Source organism: Amycolatopsis sp. NPDC049688 (assembly GCF_040674975.1).
Taxonomy (GTDB): domain Bacteria; phylum Actinomycetota; class Actinomycetes; order Mycobacteriales; family Pseudonocardiaceae; genus Amycolatopsis.
In genome coordinates, this window is sequence record NZ_JBFANY010000002.1 from 925,487 (window position 1) to 944,599 (window position 19,113).

General features: G+C 71.6%; 20 protein-coding genes. 15 read left to right on the plus strand and 5 right to left on the minus strand.

Features of this window, described 5'->3' with window-relative positions; translation table 11 throughout:
• Positions 1–163: 163 nt before the first annotated feature.
• From proC to AB0J55_RS10530, 5 genes are all read left to right on the plus strand, one after another.
• Positions 164–976 carry a pyrroline-5-carboxylate reductase gene (proC, locus tag AB0J55_RS10510; protein WP_364245603.1) on the plus strand — a complete coding sequence of 271 codons (813 nt, stop codon included), beginning with the start codon at positions 164–166 and terminating at the stop codon, positions 974–976.
• Positions 977–1,169: 193 nt separating this feature from the next.
• Positions 1,170–1,385, plus strand: a complete 216-nt coding sequence (locus tag AB0J55_RS10515; protein ID WP_013222402.1) for a helix-turn-helix domain-containing protein — start codon at positions 1,170–1,172, stop codon at positions 1,383–1,385.
• Between the two features lie 155 nt (positions 1,386–1,540).
• Positions 1,541–1,642: an AURKAIP1/COX24 domain-containing protein gene (locus AB0J55_RS10520; RefSeq protein ID WP_007030867.1), complete on the plus strand. Its 102-nt coding sequence runs from the start codon at positions 1,541–1,543 to the stop codon at positions 1,640–1,642.
• 256 nt (positions 1,643–1,898) lie between these two features.
• Positions 1,899–2,942 carry an NAD-dependent epimerase/dehydratase family protein gene (locus AB0J55_RS10525; protein WP_364245605.1) on the plus strand — a complete coding sequence of 348 codons (1,044 nt, stop codon included), beginning with the start codon at positions 1,899–1,901 and terminating at the stop codon, positions 2,940–2,942.
• 101 nt (positions 2,943–3,043) lie between these two features.
• Positions 3,044–4,030 carry a lysophospholipid acyltransferase family protein gene (locus AB0J55_RS10530; protein WP_364245608.1) on the plus strand — a complete coding sequence of 329 codons (987 nt, stop codon included), beginning with the start codon at positions 3,044–3,046 and terminating at the stop codon, positions 4,028–4,030.
• Positions 4,031–4,052: 22 nt separating this feature from the next.
• Here AB0J55_RS10530 and AB0J55_RS10535 read toward each other — a convergent pair whose 3' ends face one another.
• The 4 genes from AB0J55_RS10535 to AB0J55_RS10550 form a co-directional block, all read right to left on the minus strand.
• On the minus strand, positions 4,053–4,949 hold the full coding sequence (locus AB0J55_RS10535; RefSeq protein WP_364245611.1) for a type II CAAX endopeptidase family protein: 897 nt from the start codon (positions 4,947–4,949) through the stop codon (positions 4,053–4,055).
• 102 nt (positions 4,950–5,051) lie between these two features.
• A complete protein-coding gene (locus tag AB0J55_RS10540; RefSeq protein ID WP_364245614.1) occupies positions 5,052–5,939 on the minus strand; it encodes an HAD-IB family hydrolase in 888 nt (295 codons plus the stop codon).
• Between the two features lie 88 nt (positions 5,940–6,027).
• Positions 6,028–7,101 (minus strand): DUF5667 domain-containing protein, encoded by a 1,074-nt coding sequence (locus AB0J55_RS10545; protein WP_364245617.1) that lies wholly within the window; start codon positions 7,099–7,101, stop codon positions 6,028–6,030.
• Positions 7,102–7,216: 115 nt separating this feature from the next.
• Positions 7,217–7,909 (minus strand): sigma-70 family RNA polymerase sigma factor, encoded by a 693-nt coding sequence (locus AB0J55_RS10550; protein ID WP_364245620.1) that lies wholly within the window; start codon positions 7,907–7,909, stop codon positions 7,217–7,219.
• A gap of 313 nt (positions 7,910–8,222) precedes the next feature.
• On the opposite strand from AB0J55_RS10550, the gene AB0J55_RS10555 reads away from it, so the two are divergent.
• From AB0J55_RS10555 to AB0J55_RS10585, 7 genes are all read left to right on the plus strand, one after another.
• Positions 8,223–9,734: a long-chain fatty acid--CoA ligase gene (locus AB0J55_RS10555; protein ID WP_364245623.1), complete on the plus strand. Its 1,512-nt coding sequence runs from the start codon at positions 8,223–8,225 to the stop codon at positions 9,732–9,734.
• Positions 9,735–9,744: 10 nt separating this feature from the next.
• The gene (locus tag AB0J55_RS10560; RefSeq protein WP_103351881.1) at positions 9,745–9,984 is read left to right on the plus strand and encodes a glutaredoxin family protein; all 240 of its coding nucleotides are present in this window, start codon (positions 9,745–9,747) and stop codon (positions 9,982–9,984) included.
• A gap of 57 nt (positions 9,985–10,041) precedes the next feature.
• Positions 10,042–11,598 (plus strand): molybdopterin-dependent oxidoreductase, encoded by a 1,557-nt coding sequence (locus AB0J55_RS10565; RefSeq protein WP_364245626.1) that lies wholly within the window; start codon positions 10,042–10,044, stop codon positions 11,596–11,598.
• A 240-nt stretch (positions 11,599–11,838) separates the two neighbouring features.
• Positions 11,839–12,762 (plus strand): redox-sensing transcriptional repressor Rex, encoded by a 924-nt coding sequence (locus tag AB0J55_RS10570; RefSeq protein WP_364245629.1) that lies wholly within the window; start codon positions 11,839–11,841, stop codon positions 12,760–12,762.
• Positions 12,759–14,066: a glutamyl-tRNA reductase gene (locus tag AB0J55_RS10575; RefSeq protein ID WP_364245632.1), complete on the plus strand. Its 1,308-nt coding sequence runs from the start codon at positions 12,759–12,761 to the stop codon at positions 14,064–14,066. Before AB0J55_RS10570 ends, AB0J55_RS10575 begins: the two co-directional genes overlap by 4 nt.
• 20 nt (positions 14,067–14,086) lie before the next feature.
• Positions 14,087–15,016 (plus strand): hydroxymethylbilane synthase, encoded by a 930-nt coding sequence (gene hemC / locus AB0J55_RS10580; protein WP_364246024.1) that lies wholly within the window; start codon positions 14,087–14,089, stop codon positions 15,014–15,016.
• A gap of 82 nt (positions 15,017–15,098) precedes the next feature.
• Positions 15,099–16,631 (plus strand): bifunctional uroporphyrinogen-III C-methyltransferase/uroporphyrinogen-III synthase, encoded by a 1,533-nt coding sequence (locus tag AB0J55_RS10585; protein WP_364245635.1) that lies wholly within the window; start codon positions 15,099–15,101, stop codon positions 16,629–16,631.
• Positions 16,632–16,669: 38 nt separating this feature from the next.
• On the opposite strand, the gene AB0J55_RS10590 is transcribed toward AB0J55_RS10585, so the two are convergent.
• A complete protein-coding gene (locus AB0J55_RS10590; RefSeq protein ID WP_364245637.1) occupies positions 16,670–16,939 on the minus strand; it encodes a hypothetical protein in 270 nt (89 codons plus the stop codon).
• Positions 16,940–17,001: 62 nt separating this feature from the next.
• Here AB0J55_RS10590 and AB0J55_RS10595 point away from each other — a divergent pair, with 62 nt between their 5' ends.
• The 3 genes from AB0J55_RS10595 to hemB all read left to right on the plus strand — a co-directional run bounded on the left by AB0J55_RS10595 (position 17,002) and on the right by hemB (position 19,113).
• Positions 17,002–17,868 carry a helix-turn-helix transcriptional regulator gene (locus tag AB0J55_RS10595; RefSeq protein WP_364245640.1) on the plus strand — a complete coding sequence of 289 codons (867 nt, stop codon included), beginning with the start codon at positions 17,002–17,004 and terminating at the stop codon, positions 17,866–17,868.
• Entirely contained in the window at positions 17,865–18,080 is a 216-nt protein-coding gene (locus AB0J55_RS10600; protein ID WP_364245642.1) for a DUF397 domain-containing protein, read from the plus strand. Before AB0J55_RS10595 ends, AB0J55_RS10600 begins: the two co-directional genes overlap by 4 nt.
• A gap of 61 nt (positions 18,081–18,141) precedes the next feature.
• Positions 18,142–19,113 carry a porphobilinogen synthase gene (gene hemB, locus AB0J55_RS10605; protein ID WP_364245645.1) on the plus strand — a complete coding sequence of 324 codons (972 nt, stop codon included), beginning with the start codon at positions 18,142–18,144 and terminating at the stop codon, positions 19,111–19,113.

A 19,113-nucleotide genomic window follows, 5' to 3' on the forward strand; every position in this document is an offset into this window, starting at 1 on the left:
CAGGTACGCGAGCCCCGGAGGGCATCACGTGGGCGCCGAGGGGCATCAGGTGTGACTGGAGGGGCATCACGCGTGATTGAGGGGGCATCACGCGTGATTGGGGAGACGACGCGGGCTGGCCCCGGCACCGCGGCGCTCGGCCCCGTTTGGCACGCTTGGGCGCATGACGGTCATCGCGGTGCTGGGTGCGGGCAAGATCGGTGAGGCGTTGCTCTCGGGGCTGCTGCACGGCGGCCACGAACCCGGCGACCTCCTCTTCACCGAGCGGTACCACGCCCGCGTCGAAGAGCTCACCACCCGCTACGGCATCCGCGGCGTCGAGGTCGAGGAAGCCGCCAAGCGGGCCGACATCCTCGTCGTCGCCGTCAAGCCGCAGGACATCGAGCCCGTGCTCGACGAGCTCGCGCCGCTGCTCGGGCCGTCGTCGCTCGTCGTCTCCCTCTGCGCCGGGCTGCCCACCTCGCTCTACGAACGGCGGCTCGCCGAGGGCGTGCCCGTCGTCCGGGTCATGCCGAACACGCCGATGCTGGTCAACGAGGCCATGAGCGCCATCTCCGCCGGGCGGTACGCCACCGCCGAGCACCTCGCCGTCGTTCGGGACCTGCTCTCGCACGTCGGGCAGGTCGTCGAGGTGCCCGAGGCGCAGCAAGACGCCGTCACCGCGCTGTCCGGGTCCGGGCCCGCCTACTTCTTCTACCTGGTCGAGGCCATGATCGACGCCGGGATCCTGCTGGGCCTGCCGCGGGCGCTGGCCGGGCAGCTGATCATCCAGTCGGCCGTCGGCGCCGCGAAGATGCTCGCCGAATCCGACGAGCACCCGGTGCTGCTGCGGGAGGCCGTCACCTCGCCGGCGGGGACCACCATCAACGCCATCCGCGAGCTCGAAAAGCACGGCGTCCGCGCCGCGCTGCTGGCCGCCATCGAGGCCGCGAAGGACCGCTCGGTGGAGCTCGGCAAGGCGCACGACGAAGCCTGATTTCGCCGGAAAGGGCGATTCCCCGGCTCTTGCACGCGCGGGCGCTTGTGCGTTAGCGCTGGTAGGAGCCCATCTCGGTGACAGGCGTCGCATTAGTCCCACCAGTCCCGCTACTCTCGATAGAGCACGTGCGTGTCGATACCACAGGTGGGGAAGCCTCGTGGCGCGACACGTGTCGAAGGACGCGGTAAACATGTCGCCGAACAAAAAGGAGGATTTGCCCGCCGTCGGGCAGGTCCAGTTCCTGACGGTCGCCGAAGTGGCCACGCTGATGCGGGTCTCCAAGATGACCGTCTACCGTCTCGTGCACTCGGGTGAGCTGCCCGCCGTCAGGGTCGGGAAGTCCTTCCGGGTGCCGGAGAAAGCAGTGCACGAGTACCTCCAGGGCGCGTATTACGACGTGGGTTGATCCACGCCCCGGCCAGCGGCACGCCGGGTTACGACGTGCCCGCTGACCGGCCCGCCACAGGAGACGGGTAACCTGGAAAACCGCTCGTGCCTGTGCGCTCCACCCGTTGGACGCTGCGCCGGGCAGCGTGACCGACGTCGACCTAAGGAGCGCCCATGGGCTCTGTGATCAAGAAGCGCCGCAAGCGCATGTCGAAGAAGAAGCACCGCAAGCTGCTTCGCCGTACGCGCGTTCAGCGTCGTAAGGCCGGCAAGTAAGCCTGCTGAGCGTAATCGTGGCCCGTCCAGTCTCTGGACGGGCCACGTCCATGTGGTGGGCACGTACCGCCCGTTCGAGTGAGGCGTTCGTCGCTTTCCGGGGAAACCGGTGTTAATAGCACGTGAGACGGCCCTGAGCTACCACTGAAGAGCGGTAACATCTCAAGGGCGTCCGCGCGATGCTTCCAGTGAGTGCAGGTTCGCGCGCCTCGGGTGACCGTCCACCCCCTACACGCCCTACGCCGCAGGGAGTCGCATGCCGTCGAACATCGTGCTCGTCACCGGGGTCGCCGGGGAACTGGGCGGGAAACTGCTCGCCCGGCTGGGCAACAACCCCGACTTCGAGCGGGTCATCGGTGTCGACACGGTCCCGCCGGACAAGACCGTCCTGCAGCGCATGGGGCACGCGGAGTTCGTCCGCGCAGATATCAGGAACCCGTTGATCGCCAAGGTGATCAGCACGGCCGAAGTGGACACCGTGGTGCACGCCTCCTGCACCGCGCACCCGGCCGGGCCGGGCCGCCGCACGGCGATCAAGGAAGTCAACGTCATCGGCACCATGCGGCTGCTCGCCGCCTGCCAGCGCTCTCCGCTCGTGCAGAAGCTGGTGGTCAAGTCGACCGCGGCCGTCTACGGCGCCGACGCCCGCTCCCAGGCGGTGTTCACCGAGGACTCCGAACTGATCCCGACGTCGACCAGCGGGTACGCGAAGGACGCCGTCGAGATGGAGGGGTACGTCCGCGGCCTGGTGCGCCGCCGTCCCGACATCACCACGACGCTGTTCCGCTTCGCCAACATCATCGGGCCCGAGACCGACACCGTCCTGGCCCGTTACTTCGCGCTGCCGGTGGTGCCGACGGTCTTCGGCTTCGACGCGCGCATCCAGCTGCTGCACTCCGCGGACGCGCTGGCGGTGCTGGAGCGGGCCACCCTGACCGATCACCCGGGCGTGTTCAACGTCGGCGCGGAAGGGGTACTCACCCTTTCGCAGGCGATCCGGCGAGCCGGCCGGGTCGAGCTGCCGATGCCGCGGAGCGTGGTGCCGTCGGTGGGCAAGGTCCTGCGCGGCGCCCGTGTCGTGGACTTCTCCGCCGACCAGGTCCGGCTGCTGAACTTCGGCCGGGTCGTCGACATCGCCAAGCTGAAGCAGGAGTTCGGGTACACCCCGCGGTGGACCACGCGAGAGGCGTTCGACGACTACATCGTCGGACGCGGGCTCCGCCCGGTGCTCGACGGCGGCAAGCTGGCCGGCCTGGCCGGGAAAGTGCTCGTCGCCGCGGCCACCGGGCAGAGCCGATGACCGATTTCCGGGGGTTCCGGGTGGCGGAGCCCCCGGCCCGGAGCGGAGCTCCGGTTGTTGCAGCCAGGCCACACGACTACTTCGGAAGCGAGGCGGAGACGGTGGGCGGTGCCGAAGCGCAGGTCATCCCCCTGCACGGACCGGGCCGGGAAAAGCCGGAAGCCGCGGAGGCCGGGCGGGACCTCCGCGAGCGGGAGGAGGCACCGGTCGTCGCCTTCCCCGGCGGTGTCGACCGGCCGACGCCCGAAGAACCGCTGTCGGACGCGGCACGCTCGGCGCTCGGCTTCATCCGCGACCGGCTGACCGGCGACTACACGGTCGACGAGTTCGGCTTCGACGCCGAGCTGACCGAGGCGGTGTTCCTACCGCCGCTGCGCGCGCTGTACAAGAAGTGGTTCCGCGTCGACACGTACGGCGTCGAGAACCTGCCGGCGTCGGGCGGTGCGCTGCTGGTGTCCAACCACTCCGGCACGATCCCCCTCGACTCGCTGATGACGGCGGTGGCGGTGCACGACGAGACCGGCGGCCGTCACCTGCGCGGCCTCGGCGCCGACCTGGTGTTCCAGGTGCCGCTGGTGGGGTCGTTCGCCCGCAAGTCCGGCCAGACGCTGGCCTGCCACGCGGACGCCGAACGCCTGCTGGGCAAGGGCGAGCTGGTCGGGGTGTGGCCGGAGGGCTTCAAGGGCGTCGGCAAGCCGTTCGCCTCCCGCTACAAGCTGCAGCGCTTCGGCCGCGGCGGCTTCGTGTCGGCCGCGTTGAAGGCGGGCGTGCCGATCATCCCGGTGTCGGTGATCGGTGCCGAGGAGATCTACCCGAAGCTGGGCGACATCAAGGTGCTGGCGCGGATGCTGGGCCTGCCGTACTTCCCGGTGACGCCGTTCTTCCCGATGCTGGGCCTGCTCGGCGCGGTCCCGTTGCCGACGAAGTGGAGCATCGAGTTCGGCGCGCCGATCGCGACGGATTCGTACGGCCCGGACGCGGTGGACGACCCGATGCTGGTGTTCCAGCTGACGGACCAGGTGCGGGAGTCGATCCAGCAGACGCTGTACCGGCGCCTTTCGCAGCGGAAGTCGGTCTTCCGCGGCTGAGCCGCTCCCGCCACCTGCCGGGTCAGGTGGCGTTCGGCCGGTACCCCAGCCGTCCGCGGGTCGCGACGAGCAGCACGAGGGCGATCACGGTCGACGCGAGCAGGAACGCGTGCGTCGTGTAGCGCATCGGCAGCGAGGGGAACATCTCCGACCAGGCGAGCGAGAAGAAGTTGTTGACGCTGGTGTGCAGCAGCATGGCCAGCGGCAGGCTCTGGCCGGTGCGGTTGAACACCCAGGTCATGATGATGCTGAAGGTGACGCAGGTGGCGACGAACTCGACCGCCGTCAGCCAGGTGACGTCCGGCCAGCCGCCCCACTCGCTGAAGAACAGCGGCAGGTGCCACACCCCCCACAGCGGGCCGAGGACCAGCGTGCCGCCGAGCGGCCCGAAGCGCTGCTGGAGGCGGGGGAGCGCGAAGTCCCGCCAGCCCGGTTCCTCCGCGAGCCCGGTCGTGACCATCTGCAGCAGCAGGCCGGGCACGTAGGCCACCAGCGTCGCCACGGCGGGCAACACGGGGTTCTGCTCCGACAACGCGATCGTGGCGATCGTGAGCGCGGCCGGCACGCTCAGCACGACCGCCACGTACCAAAGCCAGTTGACCCGCCACTTGAACAGCCGCGCGGTCCACCGGCGGAGACCGATGCGCCCGTCGGCGATCGCGGTGACGACGAACGCCGCGCAGATCGGGCCGAGGTACGCGCCCGGCAGGACGCCGGCGAACTGCGCGGTACCGAGCACCTCCGGGAACCGGAAGTGCAGGACGCCCAGTCCGTTCTCCGACAGGATGTAGGGCGTCCAGGCCACCCAGCTCAGCAGGTTGGCCAGGACGAAGAACCAGGTCAGCGGGTGCCGGCGGATGCTGTCCCGCAGGCCGCCTCCGCCGCCCGTTCGGTCCTCGATGTCCACTCGGGTCGCCACCGCGCTGCCCCTTCGCCGAAGTCGCTTTTCCATGGGAAAAGCACACCAGCCGGCGGCGGGCGGGTCATTCCCGCGAGCACCCGAAGTGTGGTAGCGCTGGCGCTACCGGCGGCGGTAGGCCATCCCGGCCGCCACGGCACCGGCCAGCGCGCCCGCGCCCAGCACCGACGGCACGCCGATCTTCGCGGCCTTGCGGCCCGTCCGGAAATCCCGGATCTCCCAGCCGCGGGCCCGGGCCACGTCGCGGAGCCCGCCGTCCGGGTTCACCGCCACCGCCGTGCCCACCACCGACAGCATCGGGATGTCGTTCGCCGAGTCCGAATACGCCGTGCAGCGCTTGAGGTTCAAGCCCTCCCGCGACGCCAGCGCCCGGACCGCGTGGGCCTTCGCGCGGCCGTGCAGCAGGTCGCCCACCAGGCGGCCGGTGTACACACCGTCACGGGTCTCCGCGACCGTGCCGAGCGCCCCGGTGAGGCCGAGGCGGCGGGAGATGATCGCCGCCAGCTCGATCGGGGTCGCCGTCACCAGCCACACCCGCTGGCCCGCGTCCAGGTGCATCTGGGCCAGCGCGCGGGTGCCCGACCAGATCTTGTCCGCCATCAGCTCGTCGTAGATCTCTTCGCTGATCGACGTCAGCTCCGCCACCGTGCGGCCGGCCACAAAGGACAGTGCGCGCTCGCGGTGGGTCTTGATGTCCTCTTTGTTCTCGCGGCCGCCGAGCCGGAACTTGATCTGGCCCCAGACGAACCCGGCCAGGTCCGCCGACGTGAAGAACTTGCGCGCCGCGAGGCCGCGGGCGAAGTAGAAGATCGACGCGCCCATCATCATCGTGTTGTCGACGTCGAAGAAGGCGGCCGCGGTGAGGTCCGGCGGGGCGGGCGGCGCGACGGGGCCGGCCGCCACCTGAGCGGCCTCGGCCGATGCCTCGCCCGCGAGCGCGGCGAGCCGCTCGAGCTCCTGACTCTTATCCCTGCCACGCCAAGCTGACACGCACACCGCCTCCACGTTCGCGCACGTCCGGGTCCTTCGCACAGCGTAGCGAGCCGCCCACTGCGTCGTCGCAGGTGTGGCCCGGACCTCAGCCGATGACGATCGGCGGCAGACCGGGCAGCAACGGGGGGATCGAAACCAGCGGGGGCGGGGCCGTGGTGGTCGTCGTCGACGGCGGCCGCGGCGACGTCGACGGCACCTGGCCGTACACCGGGGGCGGCGTCACGCCGCCGGTCGGCGCCGGGATGCCCGGGGTCGCCGCGGCGTCCGACGGCGGCAGCTGCGTGCCGGTCGGCGTCGGCGCAGTGCTGTCCGACGCCGAAGGCGCGACCGGCACCGCCGTCGGCTGCCCGCCGGCGGCGGGGGCGGGCCGCTGCGTGCACTCGCCGGTCGCCGGGACCGGCCCCAGCTCGTCGGACGCGCCGGTGGTGATCTGGTAGCAGTTCATCCGCGCCACCAGGCCGCTCGTGCGTTCCTGGACCTTGCCCAGCAGGTCGCGGACGTCGCCGAAGATCGGCGCCGCATCCGCCGGCAGCGGCTGCGAACCCAGCCGCGCCGCCTGGTTGCGCGCCCACAGCCGGACGTCCGACAGTGCCTGGGTGCCGCCGCCGTCGCTGGTCGCCGCGGCGGACATCTGGGCGACGCCGGCCCGCAGGTCGGCGGCGAAGTCGTCGTAGGCGGTCCGGTAGTCGGCCGCGCTCCCGCCCTCGGCGGCCAGCTCGCCGAGCTCGGTGATCCGGTTGGTGGCGAACTCGAGGTGCTTGCGCGCCTTCTCCTGGTCGCCGAACGTCAGGCCCAGCGCCGTCGACTCGCCGGCCCGCTTGACGCCGTACAGCGGGTCACCGGGCAACGCGGTGCGCGAGAGCACCAGCGTCAGCCCCGAGAGGACGAGGAAGAGGAAGAGCGCGGCGGCCACCAGGTCGGCGGTCCGCGGCCGCCACCTCCGACGGGGGGTGGTGGCCGCCGCCGTCTCCAGGCGGCCGGCGATCTCCGCGCGGATCCGCTGCCGCGTCTCCAGGTCGGGGGCCGCGGCCGCGCCGAGCTCACGCAGCGCGCCGACGAGCGCGAGTTCGTCGGCGAACTCCCCGTCCCGGCGTACCGGTGACGGTTCCAGAGCACGCGCGAACCGCTCGCTCTCGGCTCGCTCACGCGCAAACCTCACGGCGCTGCTCTTCCTCTCGGGCCACGGCCGGCCCTGACACCGGTCTGCGTGGGGTAACGATCCAGAAGCCGCGAGGGTTACCGGTTTCGGCCGATGACCGGAAAAGTTCGCGGGTTCAGCGCAATCCGGTGGGCAGAAGTTGTGCCAATCGGCGTACCGCGCGGTGCTGGAGCGCCTTGATCGCGCCTTCGTTGCGGTTCATGATCTCGGCCGTCTCGGCCACCGACAGCCCCTGCAGGAACCGCAGGACGATGCATTCGCGCTGGTCTTCGCCCAGTTCCGCGACGCAGCGCAGCAGCTCGGTGCGGGTGGCGCGGCTGATCGCCTCCTGCTCGGGGCCCGCCTGCGCGGTCGCGCCGACGCTGAACGGCGCCGAGCCCGGCTCGGTCACCTCGTCGGTGACCACCTCGAGCTTGAACCGGCTCGACTTGACGTGGTCGAGCACGAGGTTGCGGGCGATGGTGACGAACCAGGCGCCGACGTCACGCCCCTGGTAGCTCACCGACGTGATCCGGCGCAGCGCGCGCAGGAACGTCTCGCTGGTGACGTCCTCGGCCAGGTCGCGGTCGCCGAGCCGGAACAGCACGTAGCGGTAGACCACGTCGACGTAGCGGTCGTAGAGCCGGCCGAAGGCGGACGAGTCGCCGTCCTGCGCGGCCCGCACCAGCTCCCACGCCTCGGCCTTGGCCGCCTCGGCGCGCTCGTCGTCGGAGGCCTGCCGGCTCAGCGGTACGGCCGAGGGGCGCCCGAAGACGCGCTCGGCGAACATGAAGACGGGCCCGCGGCTCACGGCGGTCGGGAAGGTCATCGGGCGGCACCTCCGGCGGCGAAGCTGGCCCTGCGGGCCACGGAACCCCCGGAACCCGGATGAGCAGGGGCCTGCCGGCTCGCGTGCCCCACGACCTCGTGGGCAGGCAAGTTCGTCACGGCGACTCCCTCTCTCCGGTCGCGGCGGTGATCAACGACACCGGCGCGACGCAGTGCAGCATACGTGTTGTTACCGCGAAGTAGGTAGTGGTTCCGGGGTTGCGCAAACGGAACGCTCGCGGTCAGCACCCATGACGTCGCTTCAGATGACAGACTTGCAACGGTTCGGTCGGGCGAGGAGAGGTGGGCCGCGGGTGAGCGCCGGAACGGAGACGCAGTCGGGAGTCGGCGGGCTGCTCACGCGGGCCGCGGCCACGTGGCCGGACCACCCGGCCGTCCGCGAAACCGGCAGCGGACGCGGCCTGAGCTACCGCGAGCTGGCCGCCGCCGCCCAGGTCCAGGCCGGGCGGCTGGCGGAGGCCGGCGTCACGCCGGGCGACCGGGTCGGGCTGCGGCTGCCGACGTCGGTCGACTTCGTGGTCGCCTTCTTCGGCGCGCTGCGGGCGGGGGCCGTGGTGGTCCCGCTGTCGCCGCAGGTGCCCGGGCCCGAACTGGGGAAGCTGCTGGAGCACAGCGGCGCGAAGGTCGTCGTCCAGCGCGACGCGGACACGGACCTGCCGGACGGCGTGAGCGGTGTCACGCCCTCGGTTGCCTCGGACGGGGTAGTCGAATCCGTCGAATTCCCCCGGTCCGGGGAGGACATCGCGGTCATTTCGTACACGTCCGGCACCACCGGGCCGCCGCGCGGGGTGATGCTGTCGCACCGCGCGCTGCTGGCGAACCTGGAGCAGATCAGCGGGGTCGAAGGCGTCCTCGAACACGACGACCGCGTGCTGATCACCATCCCGCTCTTCCACGTCTACGGCCTCGGGCCCGGGCTGCTGCAGGCGGTCGCCGTGGGCGCGACCGCGATCCTTTCGGAGCGCTTCGAAGCCCAGCGCACGCTGGACGACTGTGCCGAACACGGCGTCACGTCGATCACCGGCGTCCCGACGATGTACGGCGAGTTCGCCGCCCTCGGCGCCGACGAACTCCGCCGCGGGCTGGCCACCGTGCGCCGGATGACGTCGGGCGCGGCACCGCTGCACCCGAAGGTCCTGACCGCCGTCCGCGAGGCCACCGGCCTCGACGTCTACGAGGGCTACGGCCTCACCGAATGCGCGCCGGTGGTGACGTCGACGCTGGTCACCGGCTATCCGAAGCCCGGCTCGGTCGGCCGGCCGCTGCCCGGGATCGAGCTGCGGCTGGTGGACAGCGACGGCACCGACCAGGCCGTGCCGCTCGACCCGGACGACGTCGGCGACGTCTTCGAAGCCGTCGGCGAGACCGGGCTGGTGTCGATCCGCGGCGCCAACCTCTTCTCCGGCTACTGGCCCGACGGTGACCACGGGCCCGACGACGAGGGCTGGTTCCGCACCGGCGACGTCGGCTACCTGGACACCGACGGCGACCTGCACCTGGTCGACCGGGCCAACGACCTGATCATCGTCAACGGCTTCAACGTCTTCCCCCGCGAGGTGGAGGACGTCATCGGGCAACTGCCGGAGGTGGCCGAGGCGGCGGTCGTCGGGGTCGTGGACGAGCGCAGCGGCGAAGCGGTGAAGGCGTTCGTGGTGCCGGCGGCCGGGGCGGCGCTGTCCGAGCAGCAGGTCGTCGACCACTGCGCGGCCCACCTCGCCGGGTACAAGGTGCCGCACCTGGTCGAGTTCGCCGAGTCGCTGCCGCATTCGGCCACCGGGAAGCTGCGCCGCGTGCGGCTGCGGTAGGAAGGACGGCATGGCGCACGAAGTGACGGTGATGGGCCGCGACGGCTGCCACCTCTGCGAGGTCGCGGAGGCCGAGGTCGCCCGGATCTGCGGTGAGCTGGGCGTCGCCTGGAAGGCCGAGGACGTCGACACCGACCCGGAGTGGCGCGCGGAGTACGGCGACCGCGTCCCGGTGATCCTCGTCGACGGCGCCGAGCACGGCTACTGGCGCGTCGAAGAGGACCGGCTGCGGCGGGCGCTGCAGCCGTAACACGTCCGTAAGCCACATCGGGCAGCCACTTCACGCGCTCGCTCCGAAGATGGAGACGTGAGCACACTGCAGGAAGCGCCGCCCGAAGCACCCCGGCGGCTTTCGCTGCCGGTCGCGACCCTGATCGGGCTCCTCGCGCTGGCCGCCGCGCTCGGGGTCGGGCACCTGGTGGCGGGGTTCGTCGGGTACACCGCGTCGCCGTTCATCGCGGTGGCGAACTACGTCATCGACCACAGCCCGACCGCGATCGTGAAGTGGGCCGAGCGGACGCTGGGCACCTGGGACAAGCCGGTGCTGAAGCTCGGGCTGGGCGTGGTGCTGGTCCTGTTCGCGCTGCTGGCCGGGCAGCTCTCGCGCCGGACGCCCCAGGCCGGGCAGGCGCTCGTCCTCCTGCTCGGCGCCGCCGGGGTCGCCGCCGTGTTCGTGCGCAGCGACCTGGGGCAGATCTCGCTGCTCGCGCCGGTCGCCGCCCTGGTCGCCGGGCTCGCCGTGTTCACCGGGCTGCACCGGCTCGCGCTGCCGCCCGACGTGGTCCACGACCGGGGCTTCGACCGGCGGAAGTTCCTGCGCGCCGGGGTCGGTGTCGTGGCGGGCTCGGGGGTCGCGGCCGTCGTCGGCCAGGTCGCCGGGACCAGCTCGGACGCCGAAGACTCGCGGGCCGCCGTCGGGCCGCTCGTGCCCGCGCGCACCGCGCCGCCGCTGCCCGCGGACGCCGACTTCGCGAAGCTCGGCTCCCCGCCGTTCATCACGCCCAGCGCGGACTTCTACCGCATCGACACCGCGCTGGTGGTGCCGCAGCTGCGCACCGAGGACTGGAGCCTGAAGATCCACGGGATGGTCGACCGCGAGGTGACGTTCTCCTACGCCGACATCCGCAGCCGGCCGCTGGTCGAGCGCCGGGTGACGCTGACGTGCGTGTCCAACGAGGTCGGCGGCCCGCTGATCTCGAACGCCACCTGGCTCGGCGTCGACCTCGCCGACCTGCTCGACGAGGCCGGGGTGCAGGCGGGCGCGCAGCAGATGTTCGCCACCAGCGTCGACGGCTGGACGTGCGGCACCCCGGCGAACGTCGCGCTCGACCGGACCCGCGGCGCGATGCTGGCGATCGGGATGAACGGCGAGCCGCTGCCGGTCGAGCACGGCTTCCCGGCGCGGATCGTCATCCCCGGCCTGTACGGCTACGTGTCGGCGACGAAGTGGGTCAAGTCCCTGGAATTCACCCGGTGGGACGACCGGCAGGCGTACTGGCTCAGCCGTGGGTGGGCGGAACAGGCGCCGATCAAGACCGAATCGCGGATCGACACGCCGCACGCGTTCTCCAGCGTCACGGCGGGCAAGGTCCGGCTGGCCGGCACGGCGTGGGCGCAGCACACCGGCATCGCGAAGGTCGAGGTCCGGCTCGACCAGGGGCCGTGGCAGCCGGCGGTGCTCTCGGCCGAGGTGAGCAAGGACACCTGGCGGATGTGGTGGATCGAGCTCGACGTGCCGGCGGGCACGCACCAGGCGTTCGTCCGGGCGACCGACCAGGACGGCTACACGCAGACGGAGAACCGCGCGGACCCGGTCCCGGACGGCGCCACCGGCTGGCACTCGGTGACCCTCCACGCCGGCTGACGCGGCAGAGTGCTTGTCCGGCAAGGATTCTGACGCGGTGTCGTGATCCCCGGGGCGGTCACGCGGCCCCGGAACCGCCTCCGACCTGTGACTTTGTGCGTGCGTTCACAAGTGGTCTACCGTAGGGCCATCGCCCCCGGGTGTCCGGCATCGAACCGGACTCCGAGACCGGGGTCAAGACACAGTTCGGTACGGCCGTGGCGATGGCCGCCGGGTGCACAGCGGGCAGGAGACGACGGCGTGGTGACACAGCGGGGGAGGCGCGACGCGGCGGACTCCCCGGGCCGGGCGCCGCGACGGCCCCGCCGTCCGGTCACCCCGGACGCCGACAACGCCCCGACCGCCGAAATGCCCGCGGTACCCGCCGGTGAGCCGGGCCGCAACGGGGATGCCCCCGAGGCCGTCCGGGCGAAGTCGATTCCCGAAGCTGCGGTTGCCCGGCTCGCTGTCTACCTCCGCGTGTTGTCCGGAATGTCCGAACAGGGCGCGACGACCGTTTCGAGCGAAGAGCTGTCGCAGGCCGCCGGGGTCAATTCCGCGAAACTGCGCAAGGACCTCTCCTACCTGGGCTCCTACGGCACCCGCGGGGTCGGCTACGAGGTCGGCGTCCTGGTCAGCCAGATCGAGCGCATCCTCGGCCTGACCCGGCAGCACAAGGTCGCCGTGGTCGGGATCGGCAACCTGGGCCACGCGCTGGCCAACTACGGCGGCTTCCCGGGCCGCGGCTTCCCGGTCGAAGCGCTGTTCGACCTGGACCCGGACCTGATCGGGGTGCCGGTCGGCGGGCTGCCGGTGTCGCACATGGACGACATTCCCCGGATCTGCGCCGAACGGGGGATTTCGATCGGCGTGATCGCCACCCCGCCGACCGCCGCGCAATCGGTGTGTGACCGTCTGGTGGCAGGCGGTGTCCAGTGCATCCTCAACTTCGCCCCCGTCGTGCTGCAGGTTCCCGCTCACATTGAGGTCCGGAAAGTGGATTTGGCCGTGGAGCTGCAGATACTCTCGTTCCATGTGGCCCGCCGAGCGGACAGTGAGGCTCTAGCCGCCGGGAATCAGGGCAATTCCGGATTACCCGGCGCGGTGGCGCCCTCCGAAAATGGGAACGGCAGGCGGAACGGCACGGGTCCGGACGGCGGACGGGGAATGGTGGTGCGCTCATGAGCGTCTTGGCGGTCGGTCTCTCGCACCGGAGTGCGGAGCTGAGCACGCTCGAGCGCGTCGCGATCCCCGCGCCCGAGATCGGGAAGGTCCTCGACGAGCTGCAGCAGGCCGAGCACGTCAGTGAGGTCATGCTCGTCTCGACCTGCAACCGGATCGAGGTCTACGCGGTCGTCGAGACCTTCCACGGCGGCCTCGACGACGTCACCCGCGTGCTGTCCCGCCAGGCCGGGATGGAACCCGCCGAGCTCTACGACAGCCTGTACGTCCACTACGCCGGCGCCGCGGTCGAGCACCTGTTCTCGGTCGCCTCGGGCCTGGACTCGATGGTCGTCGGCGAGACGCAGATCCTCGGCCAGGTCCGCTCCTCCTACGCCACCGCGCGCGAAGCCGGCACGGTCGGCCGCACGCTGCACGAGCTGATCCAGACCACCCTGCGCGTCGGCAAGCGCGTGCACACCGAGACCGGGCTCGACCAGCTCGGCGCGTCCGTCGTCTCCGAGGCGCTCGCCGCGGCCGGGGACGTCAGCGGCAAGCACGCGGTCATCGTCGGCGCCGGCTCGATGGGCGCGCTGAGCGCGTCGCAGCTGCGCAAGGCCGGGATCGGCGAGATCACCGTGGCCAACCGCACCGACGCCCGCGCCCGCCGGCTCGCCGCGAACGTCACCGAGCAGGGCGTGCCGGCCCGCGCGATCCCGCTGTCCGGGGTCGCCGGCGCCGTGCGCGACGCCGACGTCGTGATCTGCTGCACCGGCGCGCAGGACGCCGTCTTCGCCCCGGAGCACGTGCTGCCCCGCGGCGGCCGGGACCTGGTCGTCTGCGACCTGGGCCTACCCCGGGACGTCGACCCCGCGGTCGGCGAGCTGGCCGGCGTCCGGGTCGTCGACCTGGCCACCATCCAGCGCCGGATGCGCGAGGCGGGCACGCCGACCACCGAACGCCAGACGGCCAAGGCGACCGGGATCGTCCTCGACGAGGTCCGCGACTACCTCGCCGGGCAGCGCAGCGCCGAGGTGACGCCGACGGTGACCGCGCTGCGCCGCCGCGCGGCCGAGGTCGTCGACGCCGAGCTGCTCCGGCTGGACAACCGGCTGCCGGACCTGGACGGCGCCGTCCGCGAAGAGGTCGGCCGCACGGTCCGCCGGGTGGTCGACAAGCTGCTGCACGCGCCGACGGTGCGGGTCAAGCAGCTGGCCGCCGAGACGGCCGAGACCGACTACGCCAACGCGTTGCGCGAACTGTTCTGCCTCGACCCGCAGGCCCCCGCCGCGGTGGCGAGCCCGAAGCCCCCCTCAGAGAAGAAGTAGTGGTGACCAGAGTCATTCGCATGGGCACGCGCGGTTCGAAGCTCGCGCTCACCCAGACCGGGACCGTGGCCGACGCCCTGCGCGCCACCGGCGTCGAGGTCGAGATCGTCAAGGTGACCACGCCCGGTGACAAGTCGCTCGCGCCGATCGCGACGATCGGGGTCGGCGTGTTCACCTCCGCGCTGCGGGAAGCCTTGCTGCGCAACGAGGTCGACGTCATCGTCCACTCCTACAAGGACCTGCCGACGGCCCCGGAACCCGGCATCACGCTGGCCGCGGTGCCGCCGCGCGAGGACCCGCGGGACGCGCTGATCGCGCGCGACGGGCTGACTCTGGGCGAGCTCCCGCCGGGTTCCACGGTGGGCACGGGCGCCGCCCGGCGCACCGCGCAGCTGCGCGCGCTGGGTCTCGGTTTGGAAATCGTGCCGATTCGCGGCAATATCGACACCCGCATGCGGAAGGTGACCGACGGCGAGCTGGATGCCGTGGTGCTGGCGCGTGCCGGTCTGGCCAGGGTCGGCCTGGTCGAGGCGATCACCGAGACCCTCGACCCGATCCAGATGCTGCCCGCGCCCGCCCAGGGCGCGCTGGCGGTGGAGTGCCGGACCGCCGACGTGGACCTGGAGCAGCTGCTGCGGTCCACTTTGGACGACGAGGGCACGCGGGCCGCGGTGACGGCCGAGCGGGCTCTGCTGGCCGCGCTCGAGGCGGGGTGCAGTGCGCCGGTGGGCGCGCTGGCCGAGATCGTCGAAGATCTCGACGCCGAGGGCAAGGTCGTGGAACGGATCTCGCTGCGCGGCACCGCCGCGGCCGAAGGCGAGAACGGCGCGGTGGACATGGTCCGGGCCTCCGCGCTGGCCGACAAGGACCAGGCCGCCCAGCTGGGCAAGGACCTGGCCGCCGAGCTGCTGGACCTGGGAGCCGGAGCCTTCTCCGGCCCCGCTCAGTAGCGCTCTCGCGAGCGCTTTCAAGACGTAGGAGACCTGCGGCCAGGCGATCGGGCACGGCCGCCGCAAGAGGAGAAACGCACAGATGACCCCCGCGCGAAAGACCACCGGGCGCGTAGCGTTCGTGGGCTCCGGCCCCGGCGACGCCGGCCTGCTCACGGTCCGTGCCCAGGAGCTGCTGACCAAGGCCGAGGTCGTGGTGACCGACCCCGACGTGCCGCAGGCCGTGCTGGCCATGGCCGCCGAGGGTGCCGAGGTCCGGCCCGCCGTCGGCGAGGCGGCCGAGGTCGCCAAGGACCTCACCACCGAGGCCAAGGCCGGCCGGCTGGTGCTGCGCCTGGTCGCGGGCGACCCGCTGACCACCCCGGCCGTGGTGGCCGAGGTCCAGGCGGTCGCGCGCACCAGCGCCGTGTTCGACGTCATCCCGGGGGTCTCCCCGGCCGCGGCCGTCCCGGCGTACGCGGGCGTCGCGCTGGGCGGCACGCACACCGAGGTCGACGTCCGCGGCGACGTCGACTGGGCGGCCCTGGCCGCCGCGCCGGGCCCGCTGGTGCTGCACGCGACGTCGGCGCACCTGGCCGAGGCCGCGTCGGCGCTGACCGGCAACGGCGTCCCGGCGTCCACTCCGGTCGCGGTGACCGCGAACGGCACGATCAACACCCAGCGCACCCTCGACACCACGCTCGAGAAGGTCGCGAACGACGCGGGCGAGCTCGTCGGGCCGCTGATCGTCACGATCGGCCAGGCCGCCGGGCACCGTTCGAAGCTGTCGTGGTGGGAGTCGCGCGCGCTGTACGGCTGGAAGGTCCTGGTGCCGCGCACCAAGGAGCAGGCCGGCGAGATGGCCGAGCGCCTGCGCGGCCACGGCGCCACCTCGCACGAGGTGCCGACGATCTCGGTCGAGCCGCCCCGCAGCCCGGCGCAGATGGAGCGCTCGGTCAAGGGCCTGGTCGACGGCCGCTACCAGTGGATCGTCTTCACTTCGACCAACGCGGTCCGCGCGGTGTGGGAGAAGTTCGAGGAGTTCGGGCTCGACGCCCGCGCGTTCTCCGGCGTGAAGATCGCCTGCGTCGGCTCGGCCACCGCGGAGAAGGTGCGCTCGTTCGGCATCATCCCCGAGCTGGTCCCCTCCGGCGAGCAGTCGTCCGAGGGCCTGCTGGCCGAGTTCCCGCCGTACGACGACGTGCTGGACCCGGTCGACCGCGTGCTGCTGCCGCGGGCGGACATCGCCACCGAGACGCTGTCGGCCGGCCTGCGCGAGCGCGGCTGGGAGATCGACGACGTGACGGCGTACCGGACGGTCCGGGCGGCCCCGCCGCCCGCCGAGACCCGCGAGATGATCAAGACCGGCGGGTTCGACGCGGTCTGCTTCACCTCGTCCTCGACCGTGCGGAACCTGGTCGGCATCGCCGGCAAGCCGCACACCCGCACGCTGGTCGCGTGCATCGGCCCGAAGACCGCGGAGACCGCGGTCGAGTTCGGGCTGCGGGTGGACGTCCAGCCGGAGAAGGCGGACGTGCCGCACCTGGTGGACGCGCTGGCTGAGCACGCGGCGCGCCTGCGCGCGGAGGGTGCGCTGCCGCCGCCGCGGAAGGCGAAGCGGGCCCGCCGCTCCTGAGGTTCTGTGAAGGCCGCCCCGGTTCGCCGGGGCGGCCTTCACGGCGTTTCGGCGGTGATCCAGACCAGGCGAGGGCGGACGTGCGGGCTGGTGCGGAAGCCCCGCAGGGCACGTTCGGGGCTGGACAAGCTCATCCGGGTGCCGCCTTCGACACCGATGACGTCGGCGCGATCCTCGAACGCCAGACCCCAGCCCGCGATCCTCGCGTCCACCCGCTCGCCGTACTCCTGGACGACGGCGAACAGGCGGGGTGCTTCGGCGAGGGCCATCTCGGTGAGCAGTTCGGAGAACTCGGGTTCGCCGCACAACGGCGGCAGGCCCGAAGGATTTAACCGACGGCCATTCGATCGGGTGAATCGAGGAGGGCAGCGTGGTCGAGACGGCAAGCCCGACCGTGTGGCGGCGCTGGCTGGCGTTCGAACTGGTCCGGCTTCGCAAAGAGGCCGGGCTGGAGCAGAAGGACGTGGCGAAGGCGCTGCGCTGCACGACCGCCAAGGTTTCCTACTACGAGACCGCGGAACGGCCGGTCGTCCTGCGCGATCTCGACGAGGTCCTGCTGCCGTTGTTCAAGGTGCCGGAGAGCAAATGGCCGGACTACCTGGACGCGGCGAAGCACTCCCGTGTCAAGGGCTGGTGGGAAAGCTACGGCCCCGAGACCGTGCCGAGCTGGTTCTCGCTCTACCTCGGCCTGGAGCAGGGTGCGAACCAGGTGCAGACCTATGAGGCGCAGGCAGTACCGGGGTTGTTGCAGACCAGCGACTACGTGCACGCGCTGCTTCGCCGCGGCACGGCCGAACGCACCGACGAGCAGATCGAACACATGGCAACCGTGCGGCTCGCCCGGCGAGCCGTCGTAGAGCGTGAGCCTGATCCTCTGCGGTTGTGGGCGGTGCTGGACGAGGCTGTCCTGCGTCGGCTGGTCGGTGGCCGTGAGGTCATGCGCGGGCAGTTGGAGCATCTGGTGAAGATGGCCGGCAAGCCGAAGATCACCATCCAAGTGCTGCCGTTCGACCGCGGTGCTCATCCCGGGGTGATCGGTCCCTTCACGGTGATAGGTTTCCCCTGGCCGGGTGACCCTGGCGTCGCATACGTGGAGCATCGCGCCGGTGGGTTCTATCTCGAACAGCCCCATGAGATCGAAGCGCACAAGGTGGCCTTCGCGCACCTCAGCGCGCTGGCCTTGACGCCGGACGAGTCGGTCACCTTCATCCAGCGATTGGCGGAGGAGTATCGATGAGCTTCGAGGGTCTCGCCGATGTCGTGTGGCGCAAGTCGAGCTTCAGCGGGGACACCGGTGGTAACTGTGTCGAGGTTGCGGCCCTGCGGGATGGTTCGGTGGCGGTGCGCAACAGCAAGGCGCCGGAGGCGGGCACGGTCTTCTTCACCCGCGAGGAAATGGCCGCTTGGGTGAAGGGCTGCCGCGCGGGCGAGTTCGACGACCTGACCTGACGGCCGCGCTGGAGCACCCTTGCGGAACCCCGGCGATCAGCGCCGGAGTAACTTGGTAAGGGTGTTCCCCGAGCATCGTCCCCGCAGGCTTCGCACCACCCCGGCCATGCGCAGGCTGGTGGGCGAAACGACGCTGCGGCCACGCCAGCTGATCCTCCCTATGTTCGTCGCCGAAGGCATCGACGCGCCGCGGCCGATCGCGAGCATGCCCGGTGTCGTGCAGCACACCCGTGACACGCTGCGGAAGGCCGCCGTCGACGCGGTCAACGCGGGGGTCGGCGGGCTCATGCTGTTCGGCATCCCGGCCACCCACGACGCCGAGGGCTCCGGAGCCGTCGACGAGAACGGCATCCTCAACGTCGCCCTGCGCGACCTGCGGCAGGAGCTCGGGGACGCCACCGTGCTGATGGCCGACACCTGCCTCGACGAGTTCACCGACCACGGCCACTGCGGTGTCCTCGACGCCGACGGCAACGTCGACAACGACGCCACCCTGCGGATCTACGCGCAGATGGCCATCGCGCAGGTCGAAGCCGGGGCGCACGTGCTCGGGCCGTCCGGGATGATGGACGGCCAGGTCGGCGTCATCCGCCGCGCGCTCGACGAGGTCGGGCACAAGGATGCGGCGATCCTCGCGTACGCCGCGAAGTACGCCAGCGCGTTCTTCGGTCCCTTCCGCGAGGCCGTCAACTCCCAGCTCAAGGGCGATCGCAAGACCTACCAGCAGGACCCGGGCAACGGCCGCGAGGCGCTGCGCGAGATCGAGCTGGACCTCGCCGAGGGCGCGGACATGATCATGGTCAAGCCCGCGCTGTCCTACCTGGACGTCATCAAGGCGGCCGCGGACATCTCCCCGGTGCCGGTGGCTGCGTACAACATCTCGGGCGAGTACGCGATGGTCGAGGCCGCGGCCGCGAACGGCTGGCTCGACCGCGAACGGACCATCCTCGAGGTGCTGACGTCGATCCGCCGCGCGGGCGCCGACATGATCCTCAGCTACTGGGCCGCCGAAGCCGCTGCCTGGCTGGATTGA

Bases quoted from the DNA above. Each gene is read 5' to 3' on its own strand.
- proC (WP_364245603.1), top strand. From the start codon at position 164: ATGACGGTCATCGCGGTGCTGGGTGCGGGCAAGATCGGTGAGGCGTTG.
- AB0J55_RS10515 (WP_013222402.1), top strand. From the start codon at position 1,170: ATGTCGCCGAACAAAAAGGAGGATTTGCCCGCCGTCGGGCAGGTCCAG.
- AB0J55_RS10520 (WP_007030867.1), top strand. From the start codon at position 1,541: ATGGGCTCTGTGATCAAGAAGCGCCGCAAGCGCATGTCGAAGAAGAAG.
- AB0J55_RS10525 (WP_364245605.1), top strand. From the start codon at position 1,899: ATGCCGTCGAACATCGTGCTCGTCACCGGGGTCGCCGGGGAACTGGGC.
- AB0J55_RS10550 (WP_364245620.1), bottom strand. From the start codon at position 7,909: ATGACCTTCCCGACCGCCGTGAGCCGCGGGCCCGTCTTCATGTTCGCC.
- AB0J55_RS10560 (WP_103351881.1), top strand. From the start codon at position 9,745: ATGGCGCACGAAGTGACGGTGATGGGCCGCGACGGCTGCCACCTCTGC.
- AB0J55_RS10575 (WP_364245632.1), top strand. From the start codon at position 12,759: ATGAGCGTCTTGGCGGTCGGTCTCTCGCACCGGAGTGCGGAGCTGAGC.
- hemC (WP_364246024.1), top strand. From the start codon at position 14,087: ATGGGCACGCGCGGTTCGAAGCTCGCGCTCACCCAGACCGGGACCGTG.
- AB0J55_RS10585 (WP_364245635.1), top strand. From the start codon at position 15,099: ATGACCCCCGCGCGAAAGACCACCGGGCGCGTAGCGTTCGTGGGCTCC.
- AB0J55_RS10600 (WP_364245642.1), top strand. From the start codon at position 17,865: ATGAGCTTCGAGGGTCTCGCCGATGTCGTGTGGCGCAAGTCGAGCTTC.